Here is a 15,417-nt window from a genome sequence, read left to right as displayed (position 1 = left end):
GTTGACGAACAAGGTTCGAAATGGGCGGTGTGCCGGGGTATTTGTCGACAACGGGCCGCGGCCCCGCAGATGAATGCGGGGCCGCGGCAAGCGTATCGGGCGGAGTCAGTCGCTGAGCCGCTCGCCCGTGGAGGTGGAGAACACGTGGGTCTCGCCCGGACGCGGGACGACGTGCAGCTGCGTGCCCTTGTCCGGTACGGCGCGGCCGTTGACCCGGACCACCAGGTCCTTCACTTCGCCGCCGACCTCGGCGGATCCGTACACATAGCCGTCGGCGCCGAGCTCCTCGACCACGTTGACGGTGACCGCGAGGCCCGCCGGGGCGTCCGCGGACTCCTTGCTGAGGGACTTCGCGGCGGCGCCGTTCTGCTCCACGATGTCGAAGTGCTCGGGGCGCACGCCGACCGTGACCGTGCGGTCGCCCTTGTCGGCGGCCGCGGACAGCGCCTCGCGGCTGACCGGCACCACGCTGTTGCCGAACTTCACACCGCCGTCGGTGATCGGCACCTCGACCAGGTTCATGGCGGGCGAGCCGATGAATCCGGCGACGAACAGGTTGGCCGGGCGGTCGTACATGTTGCGCGGCGAGTCGATCTGCTGGAGCAGACCGTCCTTCAGGACGGCCACCCGGTCGCCCATGGTCATGGCCTCGACCTGGTCGTGCGTGACGTACACGGTGGTGATGCCGAGCCGGCGCTGGAGCGAGGCGATCTGCGTACGGGTGGAGACGCGCAGCTTGGCGTCGAGGTTGGACAGCGGCTCGTCCATGAGGAAGACCTGCGGCTCGCGGACGATGGCGCGGCCCATCGCGACGCGCTGGCGCTGGCCGCCGGAGAGCGCCTTGGGCTTGCGGTCGAGGTACTCGGTCAGATCGAGGATCTTGGCCGCCTCCTCCACCTTCTTGCGGATCTCCGCCTTGTTCACGCCGGCGATCTTGAGGGCGAAGCCCATGTTGTCGGCGACCGTCATGTGCGGGTACAGCGCGTAGTTCTGGAACACCATGGCGATGTCCCGGTCCTTCGGCGGCAGGTGCGTGACGTCGCGCTCACCGATGCGGATCGCTCCGCCATTGACGTCCTCCAGACCCGCGAGCATGCGCAGGGAGGTGGACTTTCCGCAGCCGGAGGGGCCGACGAGTACCAGGAACTCGCCGTCCTCGATCTCGATCTCCAGCCCGTCGACCGCGGGCTTGGTGGAGCCCGGGTAGATCCGGGTCGCCTTGTCGAACGTGACAGTGGCCATGACTGATGTGTCCCTTCACCGGCAGGAACGTGCCGGACGATCCGAGTAGAGGGAGAAGTGGTGTAGTCCACCTGAGCGGACTGGGTCAGGACGCTACCTGGGGATGTCCGCCGTGTCAGCAGGTGAGAGGCGACGAAATTTCCCGCCGCGCCCGCGCGAGCGTTGGTTACACTTCTCGGGTTGCCTCCTTAGCTCAGCTGGCCAGAGCACCGCTCTTGTAAAGCGGGGGTCGTCGGTTCGAACCCGACAGGGGGCTCTGTCGTAGCAGATCGCAACAAACCGTCCCGGGCCTGCCAGGTCCGGGACACTTGCTTTTCCGGGGTGTGGGGCTCTCCCGGGATGTGGGGCGTTCCGGGGTGTGGGGAGAAAGGCAGTCAACGCATGAGCCGTCGTTCCAGCGGGCTGGTCGGGATCTGGGCCGAGGCGCAGCGTCAGCAGCAGCGCCAGCGGGAGGCGCAGCAGCGGGCGGTGGTGCGGCAGCAGCGGCAGCAGCGGGCGTACGAGCGTGATCTCGCGCGGATGCAGCGGGAGCAGCAGGCGGCGTACCGGCAGGGGCGGGACGCGGACGCGCGGCTGCGTACGCAGGAGCTGGAGGACCAAGTCGCCGCCCTGGCAGGGCTGTTGGCGGCGGGGTGCGGAGCGGCGCCGTTCCGGGCCGCGGCGCTGACCCGGCGGGAGGAGATCGCCCCGTTCGAGCCGGGGCAGCTCGCGCGGCCGGTGCCGATGCCGGATCCGGCGCAGTACCAGGCGCAGGGCGGCTGGACGGCCGGGCGGCGGGCGCAGGCCCAGCAGGAGGCGCAGGCCAGGTACCAGCACGACTGGCAGGCGGCGCAGGCCGCCGAGGCGCGCCGGCAGGAGCAGCTCGCGGCGTACCGGGCGCAGTACGACGCCTGGGCGGCCGGTCAGCTCGCCGAGGTGCGCGGGCACAACGCGGGCATCGCCGAACTCGCGGACGCGCTGCGGGCCGGGGACCCGGGCGCGGTGGTCGACTACTTCTCGGCCGCCCTGTACTCCTCGGCCGCCTGGCCGGAGGGCTTTCCCCGGCAGGTGGCGGCCTCGTTCGACCGGGGCGCCCGGCAGCTGGTCCTCGACTGGGAGCTGCCCGGGTACGAGATAGTCCCCGAGGCCAAGTCCGTACGCTACATGGCCAGTTCGGACCAGGAGAAGGAGACGGCCCGGCCGGTCACCCAGCGCCGCGCGCTGTACCGGGACGCGCTCGCGCAGTGCATGCTGCTGGTCCTGCGCGATCTGTTCGCGGCCGATGAGTTCGGGGTGCTGGAGTCGGTCGCCCTGAACGGGTTCGTCGACGACGTGGATCCGGCCACCGGGCGGCGGGCCGAGATCTTCCTGGCCGCGGTGAGCGTGCCGCGCGCCGCGTTCGCGCAGCTGAACCTCGGGCAGGTCAGCGCCGTCGACTGCCTGGTGGAGGCGCTGCGCGGGCAGCTGTCCGCGCGGCCGGACCAGCGGACCGCCGTACGTCCCGGACGCCGTCCCGCCGATGTGGGCACGGGTGTGGTGTCGCACGGGGGCGGCGAGGAGCCCGACCTGTTCACGATGGACCCCATCGAGTTCGAGGGCCTGGTCGCCGAGCTGTTCCGGGCCCGCGGCATGCAGGCGCTGACCACCCAGCGCTCCAACGACGGCGGTGTGGACGTGGAGGCCCTCGATCCGGACCCGATCAGCGGCGGCCGGATCATCGTCCAGGTCAAGCGCTACCGCAACACGGTCCCGCCGACCGCGGTGCGCGATCTGTACGGGACGGTGCAGGGGGCGGGCGCCAACAAGGGCGTCCTGGTGACGACTTCGGGCTTCGGGCCCGGTTCGTACGGCTTCGCCGAGGGCAAGCCGCTCACGCTGGTCTCCGGCGAGGAACTGGTGGGGCTGCTGCACCAGCACGGCCTGCGCGGCCGCCTCGGCGACGGGAGCGCGCCCGCCGTCCCCGCGCAGCGCACGGCGCCGGAGCGGGCGGCCGAGCAGGTGTCCGGCGAGGTGTCGAGCGAGGCGTCCGGCCAGGGGTCCGAGGACTTCAACCTGCTCGGCATGACGTGGACCGGCGCGGTCGCGCTCGACGTGTGCGCGCTGGTGTGCCGGGGTGCCCAGGTGCTGGCCGAGGAGCAGTTCGTGTTCTTCAACAACCCGCAGAATCCGGGGGGTTCGGTACGGATGGTGCCCGGCACCGGCGGTGACCGGGCGGCGGTACGGGTGGTCTTCGACGCGCTGCCGGAGCGGGCCGACCGGCTGGTCCTGGTCGCCGCCGTCGACCCCGAGGTGAACCCGGGCCAGGACCTGTCCGGGTTCACCGGCGCGGGCATCCGCCTGCGCGACCCCGCCGGCCGCGAACTCGACCGCCTGCCCGTCTCCGACGGCCGCCCCGGCGAAACGGCCCTGGTACTCGGCTCGTTCCGCCGCAGACCGAGCGGCGACTGGGACTTCGTAGCGGGCGGGAAGGGGTACCGGGGCGGGCTGGGGGAGCTGGTGGGGGAGTTCGGGATTGTGGTGGCGTAGGCGGCGGCTGTGTGCGCGGGCAGTTGGGGGTGCAGGGGCCCCGAGGCGGTCCGGGGGTCAGTGGCGCCCGGCGATGCGGTCGGCCAGCACGGCGATCCGGTCCGTGGCCACCCCGTGCCCGACCAGCTCGCGGCGGTCGGCCGCACGGTACGCCGCGTACATCCCCTGGACACCGAGCCAGCGCAGCGGCTCCGGCTCCCACGTGCGGACCTTGTGGTTGACCCACGGCAGGGCGGTCAGTTCGGTGGCGCCCGCCTGGCCGGAGTCCTGCTGGACGAGGTCGCGCAGGGTGCGGGCGGCGAGGTTGGCGGTCGCGACGCCCGAGCCGACGTAACCGCCCGCCCAGCCCAGTCCCGTCGTACGGTCCAGGGTGACGGTGGCGCACCAGTCGCGCGGCACGCCGAGCACGCCCGACCAGGCGTGGCTGACGCGCGCCCCGGCCAGCTGCGGGAAGAAGCGCACCAGGATCTCGCGCAGCGCCTCGATCGTGGCGGGCTGGGTGCGCCCGTCGTTGTCCGTCCGCGAACCGAAGCGGTACGGGACGCCCCGGCCGCCGAGCGCGATGCGGTCGTCGGCGGTGCGCTGCGCGTACATGTAGGCGTGCGCCATGTCGCCCAGCGTCTCGCGGCCCGCCCAGCCGATCGCCTCCCACACCTCGGGGCCGAGCGGCTCCGTAGTGATCATGGATGAGTTCATGGGCAGCCAGGCCCGGCGGGCGCCCTTCAGTGAGGCGGTGAACCCCTCGGTGCAGCGCAGGATGTAGGGCGCGCGGACGGTTCCGTACGGGGTGACGGCGTGCCGCGGGCGGATCTCGGTGACCGGCGTCGACTCGTGGATGGTGACGCCGAGCGCCTCGACCGCGGTGGCCAGGCCCTTCACGAGCTTCACCGGGTGGATGCGCGCCCCGTGCGGAGTCCAGGTCGAGCCGACCGCGCCGCTGACCCGGATGCGCTCCGCGGTCTCCCGCGCGCCCATCAGGACGCGGTCCTTCTCGCCGAAGGCCACCTCGGCCGCGTGGAAGGCCTTGAGCCGCCCCAACTGGGCCGGTGTGTAAGCGACTTCGAGGACGCCGCCCTGGTGGATGTCGGCGTCGACCGACTCCTCGGCGGCGACGCGTACGACTTCGTCGACCGTGGCGTTCATCTCCCGCTGGAGGCGGACCGCGCTCTCCTGCCCGTGCAGCTTCGCGTACCGGTCGCGGCCCGCGATGCCGTTGTAGAGCCAGCCGCCGTTGCGGCCGGAGGCGCCGTAGCCGCAGAAGCGGGACTCCAGGACGGTGATGTTGAGGAAGGGGGCCGCCTTCTTCAGGTAGTACGCCGTCCACAGGCCGGTGTATCCGCCGCCCACGATCACCACGTCGGCAGTGGCGTCGCCGGGCAGCGGCTCGCGGGGCGTGGGTATGCCGTCGGTTGCGTACCAGAAGGAGATTCCGCCGTTGATCGCGCTCATGAGGGTTGTTCGTACACCCGGGGCGCGGGGGCTGTCCAGCCATGGAATTCGCAGGTGGGCGGGGTCGCTGCGGAATCCGTGGGACCAATGGCGGCGTGGGGCGGGACCTTTGGCGGCCGGGGCGGTGCGGGCGGGTGTTTAGTGTCGAAGGTCAGGTAATTTTGGGGTATTTCGCGCCGAAGGGTTGGTTTTTCATGGGCGTACGCACTATCCGTCGTGCCGCCGTTGTGGCGGCGGCGGCCATGGCGCTCGGTCTCTCGGCGACCGCGTGCTCCTCCGGCTCGGGCTCGGGTGCGTCCTCGCAGGCCGAGCTCACCGTGAAGACCGCGCCGGAGGCCGCCACGCTCGCGAAGCTGGCCGCGAAGGTGGAGGGTGCGGAAATCGTCGTCGGCGATCCGGCCGCGCCCCACACCGTGACCGTGTACGAGGATCCGCGCTGCCCGTTCTGCAAGCACTACGAGGGCGGCGGCGCGACGGCGGTGGCGAGGCTCGCAGCCGAGGGCAAGGTCAAGATCCGCTACACGATCGCCTCGTTCCTCGACGCCAACTTCGGCGGGAGCAGCTCCAAGCGGGCCGTCAACGCGATGCGGGCGGCCGTCGACGCGGGCAAGTTCCCCGAGTTCCACGCGGCCGTGTTCGCCAGCCAGCCGCCGAAGGAGACCGACGACGCCTTCACCGCCGACAACCTGCTGAAGATCGCCGACAAGGTGCCGGGGCTGCGCGGCGCCGCCTTCGACAAGGCGGTGCGTGAGGACACGTACAAGGACTGGGTGAAGTCGGCGGAGGGCGCGTTCGAGGACTCCGGCGTCAACGGCAGCCCCGTGGTGCTGATCGACGGGAAGAAGCCGGGCGGGGACGGCCGGGCGATCTTCGACGCGGAGGCGTTCGGGAAGGTGCTGGCGTCGGCGGGGGTGTCGTAAGCCGGCCGGGGTGTCGTAGGCGGCCGCGGTGTCCTGAGGGGCCGGGCGCGGCCGCGCGTACTGGGCCCGGTGCGCGTCAGTCCTCGGCCCGCGCGCCGGAGAAGCCGAGGTGGCGGCCGACGGTGCGCAGGGTCGCGGCCGGGTCCCAGGGGGCGCCGCCCCGTCCGCGGGTGAGCGGGTAGCAGGCCAGGCCGATGAGTACGGATGCGAAGTGGCCCAGATCGGTGAAGGTGCGGGCGCTCAGGAGCGGGGCGCCGTAGATGACGACGACGCCCGCGAGGTAGAGGTGGCGGTAGGGGCGGGCGATCCGGTACGTCAGTACGGCGACGACGCCGGCGAGCGCGTAACTCACGCCCACATCAAGGGTGTTGACCGCTGCGTGAGGCGCGTAGTCGTGCCGGATCGCCCACAGCAGGGCGCCCTCGCTGATGAAGGTGGCGGCCACATGTGTGCCGAAGGCGATGACCAGCCAGCGCAGGGTGCCGAGCCAGCGTTCGGCCTGGGCGTGGAAGACGGTGTAGAGGACGGCGTACGGGAGCCAGCCGCCGCCGTCGATCCAGAACGCGCTCGCGATCAGGACCCGGCGGGGGTTGGCCGACAGCTCGTGGATGTTGGTGGACCGCTGCCGCAGGAAGTCCGCCTCGAAGTCGGGCGACATGTGGTGCATGGCGATGGTGGTGACGAACAGCGCGGCCAGCCAGATGTAGGTGCCGGGCGCGCTGCGGATGTAGCGGAGGGCGCGGTGGAGCGGGCGCGCGGCGCGGGCGAGCGGTGTGCGGCGGGGCGGTGTGGGCTCGGCACCTGTGCCGGGGGTCTGTGTGCCGCGGGCCCGGGTGCCGGGCGGCCGTCCGCCGGGGGGAAAACGCCTCATGCGCTGATTCACGCATGGGGGTAGGGCAGGACGGGGGACCGACATCCGGGCGGGAGGCGCGTCACCCCTGCCACCTCGGGCGGGATGTCCGTACGACGAAACGCCCGCGCGGAACGGCCGTCCCGCCGCCTACCCTGCGGCCATGATTCGCAACGCCACAGCCGCCGACATCCCCGTGATCCACCAGATGGTCCGCGAGCTCGCCGAGTACGAGAAGGTCCCCGACGAGGCGCGCGCGACCGAGGAGCAGCTCCGCGAGGCGCTGTTCGGCGAGCACCCGGCGGCGTTCGCGCACATCGCGCAGGACGAGTCGGGCGAGCCGGTGGGCTTCGCCCTGTGGTTCCTGAACTTCTCGACGTGGCGCGGGGTGCACGGCATCTACCTGGAGGACCTGTACGTACGCCCCGAGGCCCGGGGCGCCGGCCACGGCAAGGCCCTCCTCGCGGCACTGGCCCGCATCTGCGTGGCGCGCGGCTATGAGCGCCTTGAGTGGTCGGTCTTGAACTGGAACACCCCGTCGATCGCGTTCTACGAGTCGCTGGGCGCGCGACCGCAGGACGAGTGGACGGTGTACCGGCTCACGGACGGGGGGCTGGCGGCGCTGGGCGGGGAGTAGTCGACGCGGGGCCCCGGATCTCATCTGGGCGCCTCCGCTTGATGGTTGGGGTGGTTGCGAACGTCGGCCGAGGCGTTGAACCGGGCCGTGGCGTCGTTGGCCCGCATGGCGGCCTCCAGTCGCGCCATGGCAGCCGAGCAGCCATCGCACCCGTCCACCGGATCGGCCTGGTAGAGCCACGCGTCCAGAGAGCTGGAGTTCATCGGCGGCACGGCCCACATCAGCGCCATCTCCTGGCTGTGCCGTACGTGTCCGCTGTTCGGCGCATGTCCTGCGCCTGGCACTTCTGGGTCATCGCTTCGCCTTCCCTTCCCGCGTCCTGAACCTTGCGGATCGCCACCAGTCGGCGCACCGTTCCCCGGACGGTAGAGAGCGTGGGGCAGGGCTGTGGGCTCCGATTCGCGGTGATTCGAGCGTCGGCGGAGGTGCCTCAGGCCGATTCTCAGGAGTTGTCCAGGGCCCGTCTCGCACGGCTGATCACCCGGTGGGCGTCTGCTCCGTAGACGGCTGAATCGGAGAGCGACTGCCAGACTCGGCGGTACACGCCGACCGTTTCGGCGTCGTCCAGCCACAGTTCCGCGTGCCAGTCCTCCGCGATCGCCAAGCGGTCGTCGTACAGCCAGAAGCCGTTGGCCGGCGGGAGCTTGAGCGGGGCGCCGAGCGGGACGATTCCCAAGGTGACGGTGTCCAGTCCGACCACGCCGCTGAGCCGGTCCAGCTGTGCGGCCAACACCGCGGGCGGGCAGACCAGGGCGCGCAGGGCGGCTTCCCACATGACGATGCGGAACGTCTTGCCCGGTACGTACAGCATCTCCTGGCGCTTCACGCGGGCCCGGACGGCCTCCTCCACGTCACGGACCGACCGGTGCAAGTCCACGTACTGGGAGAACACATGGCGGGCGTACTCGGCTGTCTGGAGCATCCCGACGACCATGGAGCGCTGCCAGGCATGGAACGTCGTGGAGCGCTCGTACTCGCCTGTGAGCGCGTCCTGAACCGGCCTGTGCCCGGCGGCGAGTTGTCGTCTCCAGGAGCGGGAGCGGGACTCCATGGTCCGGAGTCTGGTGGTCAGCTCTTCGGCCGCCTCCGGCTGTCCCGTGCCCTGCGCCCACGCCTGTACGTCATCGACGGTCGCGGTCTGGCGCCCGGTCTCCAGCTTGCTGACCTTGGACTGGGGCCAGCCAAGCTCGCGGGCCAACTCTCGTCCGGTAAACCCCCGTTCGGCGCGCAGCTCACGCAGCCGCACGCCGAGGGAGACTCTTGCTTGCTGGAAATCGGTGGTCACTCGGCGGACGGCACCTGCCCCGCGAACACGTCGTAGGGGACGGCATGGTGCCAGGCCGTGTCACGGACCTGGCAGGCGCGCACCACCTCCACGGGGTCCGTGATCAGTTCGACGCCCGTCATCCGGTCGTCGTCATCGAAGTGGAGCCGCGCGATCACGCGTGAATCGAAGAGCCAGAAGTCCACTTCCGGGAGCTTCAGCCGCTCAGCGTCGGTCCTCCACAGGTTGCGGATGTCTTCGCCTACGGCACTGTTGCGGCGGGCGTTGTCGAGCAGGTACCGCTGCCCCAGGGACGGCGGGTTGTCCATGATGCGTACGCGCTCGAACCGCTTGCCCAGGGCCGACTGTTCGCGCCGGGAGACGCACCACGGGTCGTCCAGGTCCCACCCGGCGTTCTCGCCACGAGCGAACCGGCGGTAGGTCTCGGTCTCTTCGTCCGACTGGTAGCGGCGGCGGGTCTCCAGGCGCCAGGCGGTGTGCTCGAAGGTACGGAACATGCCACTGAACTCTTCGAAGCCGATCATCGCGGGCACCCTGTCCGCCTCCTTCGGTGCGAAGTCCGCCAGGAGTACGCGTGGCACCGTGACCAAACCCTCCCCGGGCTTGACGCCGCGGAGTTGGGCGATGTCTTCGGGGTCGGTCACCGCGTCCCCCTGGACCAGGACCTCTCCAGTATCCAGGTCTTCGTACAGGGTCGGGCAGCCGTCATTGCCGGAGTTGGTGCCGATGATGCGAAGTCGCCGGGCCATCGTCTTCCCCTCTCGCCGGACAGGTTACGACCAGGTTGAGACCGGCTCTGGTGTTCTGTCCGGCGTGATTCGCGAATATTCGCGCGCCGGAACACCGAAGTCCCCGTCTCGGCAACCAGGGAGGGCATCGTGATCCCGGTGATCAGAGAGGTGCGACCAACGCCCCTACGGCACCAGCACCACCTTCCCCACAGTCCCCCGGTTCTCCAGGGCCCGGTGGGCCGATGCCGCTTCGGAGAGGGGGAAGCGGTGGACGGCCGGGTGCAGGCGGCCCGTTGCGGCCTCGGTCAGGGCCTGGGTTTCCAGGGTGCGCAGGGGGTCGGGGCCGCCCGTCTGCTGGAGCATCACCGGGCCCAGCACGCTGCGCGAGGTGATGCCGCGTTCGGCGAGATACGCGGCCGGGAAGGTCAGCGGGGTGCCCTCGCGGAGGCCCTGGCTCGAATGGCCGAAGGCCAGGTGGCGGCCGCCGGGGCCGAGGAGGTCGACGGCGGCCAGGCCGGTGGGGCCGCCCACCGAGTCGAAGACGACGGTGGCCTGCTGGGCGATGCCGTCCAGGAACCGGCGTGCTTCTTCCGGCCAGTTGGGGAGGGTGTAGTCCACGGCCAGGTCGGCGCCGTTCTCCTTCACCCGGGCCACCTTCGCCGGACCCCCGGCAAGGCCGATCACGGTGGCGCCGAGGTTCTTCGCGTACTGGACGAGAAGCGTTCCGATCCCGCCCGCCGCGGCGGGAACTATCGCGACGGACTCGGCATTGAGGTCCGCGAACTGGACGATGCCCATGGCGGTGCGGCCGGTGCCGATCATGGCGACGGCCTCGGCCGCGTCGAGGTTCTCCGGGATCGAGTGCAGCCGCGCGGCGTCCACCACGGCGAGTTCGGCATAGCCGCCCGGGTGCCCGCCGAGGTGGGCGACCACGCGCGTGCCGAGCAGCGCCGGGTCCACGCCCTCGCCGAGGGACTCGACGGTGCCGGCGACCTCGCGGCCCAGCGTGACGGGGAGTTCGAGCCGGGTCACCGGACCGCCCTCCAGGCCCTCGCGGAACGCGGTGTCGATCAAGTGAACTCCGGCCGCCGCGACCGCGATCCGCACCTGGCCCGGCGCCGGCAGGGGGTCCTCCGTCCTCTCGTACGTCAGGTTCTCGGCGGGGCCGAAGGAGTGGAGGCGTGCGGCGTGCATGGCGGGCTCCGTTGGGTCGGGAGAGGGGTGTTTCGGGGGGTTGTGTCGCGCTTCGTGCTCTGCCGCCACTCTGGTACCTCAAGTCGGGTTGAGGTCAACTCCCTTTGCCGTCAGGGGCGATACGCGTCCAGGCGGGCGAGTTTGAGAGCGGTCAGGGACAGAGACGCCGCCTCCATGGCGCTGTTGAAGGCGACCTCCGAGAGGACGCCGGGGGCCGCTGTCTGGTCGCCCGCGAGGTACACGCCGTGGCCCCGGTCGATCGCGGGGCGGTCGCGCCACGTCGTGCCGGGCGGGTCGACCGCGCCCGTACGGCCCGCCGCGAGCGCCTCCCGCCGCCAGGTGACGCGCTGGCGCCAGCCCGGGAACCCCGCGTCCAGCAGCCCCTCCGCACGCGCGATCCCGGCGGCCTTCGACTCGTACGGGGCGATGGGGAAATGGCCCTGGAAGAGCTGCTCGCCGGGTGGGGTGAGCCCCGGGTCGTTGCCACTGAAGCGCTCCAGCCAGCCGGGCGCGTCCAGGTCGGCGACCACGAACGGGTCGCCGCGGCGGGCCCTGAGCGCCAGGTCGAGCAGGGCGGTGCGGCCGCTGGGCCAGTCCAGGGTGTCGTCGCCGAGCAGCCGGCGGGCCGCCGCCAGCGAGGTCGCCACGACGACCGGGCCGTCCGCGCCGCCCGGCAGTTCACAGATCCGGGCGTCCGTCTCGATGCGTACGCCCAGGTCCCAGGCGCGGGCGGCCATCCGGTCGACGAGCGCGCCCCAGCCGCCGACCGGGTAGTGGGCCTCCGGCGGCAGGGCCGCGGCACGGTGCAGCCGCTCCTGTACGAAACGGGCGGAGAGCGAGCCCGGGTCGTGGTGGAAGAGCGCGACGGCGACGTAGTGGGCTGCGGCGCGGGCGCCCCGGGCGCCGACGGTCCGGGCGGCCCAGGTGGTGAAGTCGGCGTCCACCGAGGCGAGTTCGGGTGATTTGCGAGCCAGTCGCAGTAGTGCGGGCGGTGGGGTGAGGCGCAGGGTTCCGTTCCGGTGGAAGCGGAACCGTACGGCTTCCGCGGGCCGCACCGGCGCGACCGGCTGGAGCAGCCCGCGCTGCTTGAGCCAGGACCAGTGCGGGCCCCCGTTGTACAAGGCGTGCGGCCCCTCGTTGGTGCGGTACGGGGCGTCGGCGGTGCGGGCGCGGCCGCCGAGGGTGGCGTGCGCCTCGTACAGCGTGACGGCGGCCCCGGCCTCGGCGGCGGTGATCGCGGTGGTCAGACCGGCGAAACCGCCGCCGATGACGGTGACGCGACCGGGGCGGAGCGGGCGATGGGCTTTGCCGGGGCGGTCCATGGTGGTCTCCTTCGCGGGCTTGCGCGTTCGGAGATATGACGGGACGGGCTCGGCGAATGTGACATGTCCGGGCCGCGAATTTACGGAGCGGGGCCTTCCCCCGCTTCCGAGCAGGGGTGATTGTCAGTGTCATGGTCCAGCATGGGGACATGGCAGCGGCACGGAGTGCGAAGAAGACGGCGGCGACGGCGGGAGCCCGCAGGACGGAGGTGCGGTTGCCACCACTGGCGCCGTTCGGCGCGGGTGAGCTGGAGCCGGAGGGTGACTATGACGGGCTTGAGTTCAGGGACCTCGACCTGGCGGGACAGGAGGCGCGCAGTGCCCGCTTCCTCGACTGCGGCATCTACGGCTGCGGGCTGGACGAGACCCGGCTGAGCGGCGCCCGCTTCGTCGACTCGGTCCTGTCGGGCGTCCGCGGTGTGGGTACGGATCTGTCCCGGGCCGGGCTGCGGGATGTGGAGGTGCGCGACGTCCGCATGGGCGGAGTGCAGCTGCACGGGGCGGTGCTGGAGCGGGTGCTGATCAAGGGCGGGAAGATCGACTACCTGAATCTGCGCGAGGCCGAGCTGCGCGACGTCGTCTTCGAGGGCTGCGTCCTGTCCGAGCCGGACTTCGGCGGGGCGAAGCTGGAGCGGGTCGAGTTCCACGGCTGCGAACTGCGCCGCGCGGACTTCAGCGGCGCCCGGATGAAGGACGTCGATCTGCGCGGGGCGACGCTGCTCGACATCGCGCGCGGGGTCGAGCGGCTGGCGGGCGCGATCATCACCCCGTCCCAACTCCTCGATCTGGCACCGGCGTTGGCCGCGCAGATCGGGGTACGGGTGGAGGCGTAGGGGTTCTCGTCGCGGGCCTGTGGGCGGCCGCGGTACGCCCGGGGCCGCGGGGTCCCCAGGGCCGGCCAAGGCGGCCGGTCAGGCCAGCCTGGGGAAGCGGGCCTGGAGGTCCCAGACGATCGGGTTCTCGCCGAGGCCCTCGTGCATGTCGGTCAGGTCGGCGACGAGGTCGTGCAGGAAGTCCCTTGTCTCGCGGCGGAGTTCGGCGTGCGAGAAGGTGAGGGGCGGTTCGTCGGCGGGCATCCAGTCGGCCTCCACGTCCACCCAGCCGAAGCGGCGCTCGAAGAGCATCCGGTCCGGCGACTCGGTGAAGTCGATCTCGGCGTACTGGGGCTGCGCGGCGCGCGAGCCGCGCGGGTCTTGGTCGAGCCGCTCGACGGTGTCGCACAGCGCCCACGCGAAGTCGAGCACCGGCACCCATCCCCAGGCTGTGGACACCTCGCGGTCCGCCTTGGTGTCGGCGAGGTAGACGTCTCCGCAGAACAGGTCGTGGCGCAGGGTGTAGACGTCCGCGCGGCGGTAGTCGGTCTGCGAGGGGTCGGGGAAACGGCGGGATAGGGAGTAGCCGATGTCGAGCACGGGTCGATGGTGTCATGGCTGGGGCCGGGTCCCTTTCCGCAGCCCCCTCGCGGGGCGGGCCGCCGTCACGGCACGAGCCGCTGCTCCTTCGCCACCGACACCGCCCCCGCCCGCGTGTCCACGCCCAGCTTGTCGTAGATGCGGCCCAGATGGGTCTTCACCGTCGCCTCGCTGATGAACAGCGCGCGGGCGATGTCGCGGTTGCCGAGGCCCTGCGCGAGCTGGGCGAGGATGTCGAGTTCGCGGGCGGTGAGGGTGGGGCGGGCCGCCCCGCGCAGCTGGTTCATGACGCGGCTGGCGACGGGAGGGGAGAGGGCGGTGCGGCCCTGGGCGGCCGCGCGGATCGCGGCGAAGAGCTCCTCGGGGCGCTCGGCCTTGAGGAGGTAGCCCGTCGCGCCCGCGGCGATCGCCCGCGTGATGTCGGCGTCCGTGTCGTACGTGGTGAGTACGAGGACGTGGCTGCCGGTGGCGGAGATGCGGCGGGTGGCTTCCACGCCGTCGATGCCGGGGCCGAGCTGGAGGTCCATCAGCACCACGTCCGGCTTCAGCTTGGCCGCCGCGGCCACCGCCTCCTCGCCGCTGCCCGCCTCCCCGGCCACCTCGATGTCGGGCTCGCTGCCGATGAGGGCGAGCAGTCCGGCGCGCACCACCGCGTGGTCGTCGCAGAGCAGAACGCGGACGGGGCGTACGGGATGCGTCACGGCTGGGGCTCCAGGGGGATCGCGGCGGACAGGACGGTGCCCTCGCCGGGCGCCGACTCGACGGTGAGAGAGCCCCCGAGCTGCCGCACCCGGGCCCGCATCGCGGGCAGCCCGTGGCCCCGCACCCCCGGCGCCTCCCCGGATGCGGATGCGGAAGTGAAGCCGGCCGCGTCGCTCCCCGGGGCGAACCCCCGCCCGTCGTCCGCGACGTCCAGGACCACCTGGTCGCCCAGATACGTCAGCGTCAGCGCCGCCGTCGTGGCGCCGGCGTGTTCGCGTACGTTCGCCAGGGCGCCCTGGGCGATGCGCAGCAGCGCGGAGCTCACGCGGTCCGGCAGCGGCGCGTTCGGCGCCCCGTCGATGTGGCAGCGGACCTCGAACGCGCCCGACTCCGCCGATTCCCGCGCGGCCAGCGCGCGCAGTGCCGCGTCCAGGCCGCCGCCCGCCGCGAGGTCCGCGGGGGCCAGATCGTGCACGAACCGGCGCGCCTCGGCGAGGTTGCGCTCGGCGATGGACTCGGCCGTACGGACATGGCGGCGGGCGGCGCCGGGGCCGGCGGCCCACACCCGGTCGGCGGCCTGGAGCAGCATCTGCTGGCTGGACAGGCCCTGGGCGAGGGTGTCGTGGATCTCCATGGACAGCCGCTGCCGCTCGGCGAGCGTGCCCTCGCGGCGTTCCGTGGCGGCGAGTTCGCGGCGGGTGCGGATCAGGTCGTCGATCAACTGCCGCTGGTGTTCGGTCAGTTCACGCTGCCGGTCGGACTGGCGCTGCATCTGCACGAAGACCGCCGTCGCGATCGCCGCGACGGCGGGCGGCGCGAGGACGAGGTTCGGGTCGAAGGCGTCGGAGGCGGACAGTTCGACCTGGGCCGTGACGACGAACGCGGTGAGCACGCCGACCAGGGCCAGCGCGGCCCGCGGGCGCAGGGTCCGCAGCCCGGTGTAGAACAGCGGCACCGCGCACCACGCGAAGCTCGGCGCCAGCACGACCAGCACCATCCAGACGGCCACCACCGAGCCGAGCCAGGCGAGCCGCCGCGGGGTCGGCCGCGAACCCGGCGCGGGGCCTGGGGGGTGTCCGGTGGATCGTGGCCGGGGTCGCGGCGGCTGGCACGGCACCTCGCCGCGTTGCCGAACCGTCCCGATAGCTCCTCCCCCAAGGCCTTAAAG

Annotated in this window: 14 protein-coding genes, 1 tRNA gene and 1 pseudogene; 5 read left to right on the top strand and 11 right to left on the bottom strand. The window is 72.1% G+C overall.

The window, feature by feature from the left end:
- Positions 1-105: 105 nt before the first annotated feature.
- Complete coding sequence (locus ACIQ8J_RS24810) at positions 106-1,242, bottom strand: ABC transporter ATP-binding protein (RefSeq protein ID WP_403274496.1); 1,137 nt, start codon at positions 1,240-1,242, stop codon at positions 106-108.
- Between the two features lie 182 nt (positions 1,243-1,424).
- Here ACIQ8J_RS24810 and ACIQ8J_RS24805 point away from each other — a divergent pair.
- Both ACIQ8J_RS24805 and ACIQ8J_RS24800 read left to right on the top strand, forming a co-directional pair.
- A tRNA-Thr gene (locus ACIQ8J_RS24805) sits at positions 1,425-1,498 on the top strand.
- A gap of 125 nt (positions 1,499-1,623) precedes the next feature.
- The gene (locus tag ACIQ8J_RS24800; protein WP_403274497.1) at positions 1,624-3,747 is read left to right on the top strand and encodes a restriction endonuclease; all 2,124 of its coding nucleotides are present in this window, start codon (positions 1,624-1,626) and stop codon (positions 3,745-3,747) included.
- Between the two features lie 57 nt (positions 3,748-3,804).
- On the opposite strand, the gene ACIQ8J_RS24795 is transcribed toward ACIQ8J_RS24800, so the two are convergent.
- Entirely contained in the window at positions 3,805-5,196 is a 1,392-nt protein-coding gene (locus ACIQ8J_RS24795; RefSeq protein ID WP_403274499.1) for an NAD(P)/FAD-dependent oxidoreductase, read from the bottom strand.
- Positions 5,197-5,390: 194 nt separating this feature from the next.
- Between ACIQ8J_RS24795 and ACIQ8J_RS24790 the strand changes: the two genes are divergently transcribed.
- The gene (locus ACIQ8J_RS24790; protein WP_403274500.1) at positions 5,391-6,116 is read left to right on the top strand and encodes a DsbA family protein; all 726 of its coding nucleotides are present in this window, start codon (positions 5,391-5,393) and stop codon (positions 6,114-6,116) included.
- A 76-nt stretch (positions 6,117-6,192) separates the two neighbouring features.
- Here ACIQ8J_RS24790 and ACIQ8J_RS24785 read toward each other — a convergent pair whose 3' ends face one another.
- A complete protein-coding gene (locus tag ACIQ8J_RS24785) occupies positions 6,193-6,987 on the bottom strand; it encodes a rhomboid-like protein (protein ID WP_403274501.1) in 795 nt (264 codons plus the stop codon).
- A gap of 142 nt (positions 6,988-7,129) precedes the next feature.
- Here ACIQ8J_RS24785 and ACIQ8J_RS24780 point away from each other — a divergent pair, with 142 nt between their 5' ends.
- Entirely contained in the window at positions 7,130-7,603 is a 474-nt protein-coding gene (locus ACIQ8J_RS24780) for a GNAT family N-acetyltransferase (RefSeq protein ID WP_403274502.1), read from the top strand.
- Between the two features lie 20 nt (positions 7,604-7,623).
- Here the strand turns inward: ACIQ8J_RS24780 and ACIQ8J_RS24775 are convergent, their stop codons facing one another.
- From ACIQ8J_RS24775 to ACIQ8J_RS24755, 5 genes are all read right to left on the bottom strand, one after another.
- A complete protein-coding gene (locus ACIQ8J_RS24775) occupies positions 7,624-7,887 on the bottom strand; it encodes a hypothetical protein (RefSeq protein WP_403274503.1) in 264 nt (87 codons plus the stop codon).
- A 158-nt stretch (positions 7,888-8,045) separates the two neighbouring features.
- On the bottom strand, positions 8,046-8,888 hold the full coding sequence (locus ACIQ8J_RS24770) for a helix-turn-helix domain-containing protein (RefSeq protein WP_403274505.1): 843 nt from the start codon (positions 8,886-8,888) through the stop codon (positions 8,046-8,048).
- Positions 8,885-9,637 (bottom strand): DUF6879 family protein, encoded by a 753-nt coding sequence (locus tag ACIQ8J_RS24765; RefSeq protein ID WP_403274506.1) that lies wholly within the window; start codon positions 9,635-9,637, stop codon positions 8,885-8,887. The genes ACIQ8J_RS24770 and ACIQ8J_RS24765 overlap by 4 nt, the downstream gene beginning before the upstream one ends.
- Before the next feature lie 165 nt (positions 9,638-9,802).
- Positions 9,803-10,813: a zinc-binding dehydrogenase gene (locus ACIQ8J_RS24760; protein ID WP_403274507.1), complete on the bottom strand. Its 1,011-nt coding sequence runs from the start codon at positions 10,811-10,813 to the stop codon at positions 9,803-9,805.
- A gap of 110 nt (positions 10,814-10,923) precedes the next feature.
- Entirely contained in the window at positions 10,924-12,135 is a 1,212-nt protein-coding gene (locus ACIQ8J_RS24755) for an NAD(P)-binding protein (protein ID WP_403274508.1), read from the bottom strand.
- Between the two features lie 149 nt (positions 12,136-12,284).
- Between ACIQ8J_RS24755 and ACIQ8J_RS24750 the strand changes: the two genes are divergently transcribed.
- Positions 12,285-12,968: a pentapeptide repeat-containing protein gene (locus tag ACIQ8J_RS24750; RefSeq protein ID WP_403274509.1), complete on the top strand. Its 684-nt coding sequence runs from the start codon at positions 12,285-12,287 to the stop codon at positions 12,966-12,968.
- A 78-nt stretch (positions 12,969-13,046) separates the two neighbouring features.
- Here the strand turns inward: ACIQ8J_RS24750 and ACIQ8J_RS24745 are convergent, their stop codons facing one another.
- The 3 genes and pseudogenes from ACIQ8J_RS24745 to ACIQ8J_RS24735 form a co-directional block, all read right to left on the bottom strand.
- A complete protein-coding gene (locus ACIQ8J_RS24745; protein ID WP_403274510.1) occupies positions 13,047-13,547 on the bottom strand; it encodes a hypothetical protein in 501 nt (166 codons plus the stop codon).
- Positions 13,548-13,612: 65 nt separating this feature from the next.
- The gene (locus ACIQ8J_RS24740; protein ID WP_403274512.1) at positions 13,613-14,248 is read right to left on the bottom strand and encodes a response regulator; all 636 of its coding nucleotides are present in this window, start codon (positions 14,246-14,248) and stop codon (positions 13,613-13,615) included.
- A pseudogene (locus ACIQ8J_RS24735) lies at positions 14,245-15,315 on the bottom strand (sensor histidine kinase); the annotation flags it as partial. The pseudogene ACIQ8J_RS24735 and the gene ACIQ8J_RS24740, both read right to left, overlap by 4 nt.
- Positions 15,316-15,417 lie beyond the last annotated feature (102 nt).

This window comes from Streptomyces sp. NPDC094147 (assembly GCF_044764265.1).
In the GTDB taxonomy this organism is placed as follows: domain Bacteria; phylum Actinomycetota; class Actinomycetes; order Streptomycetales; family Streptomycetaceae; genus Streptomyces.
This window is presented reverse-complemented; position numbering and strand designations above follow the sequence as displayed.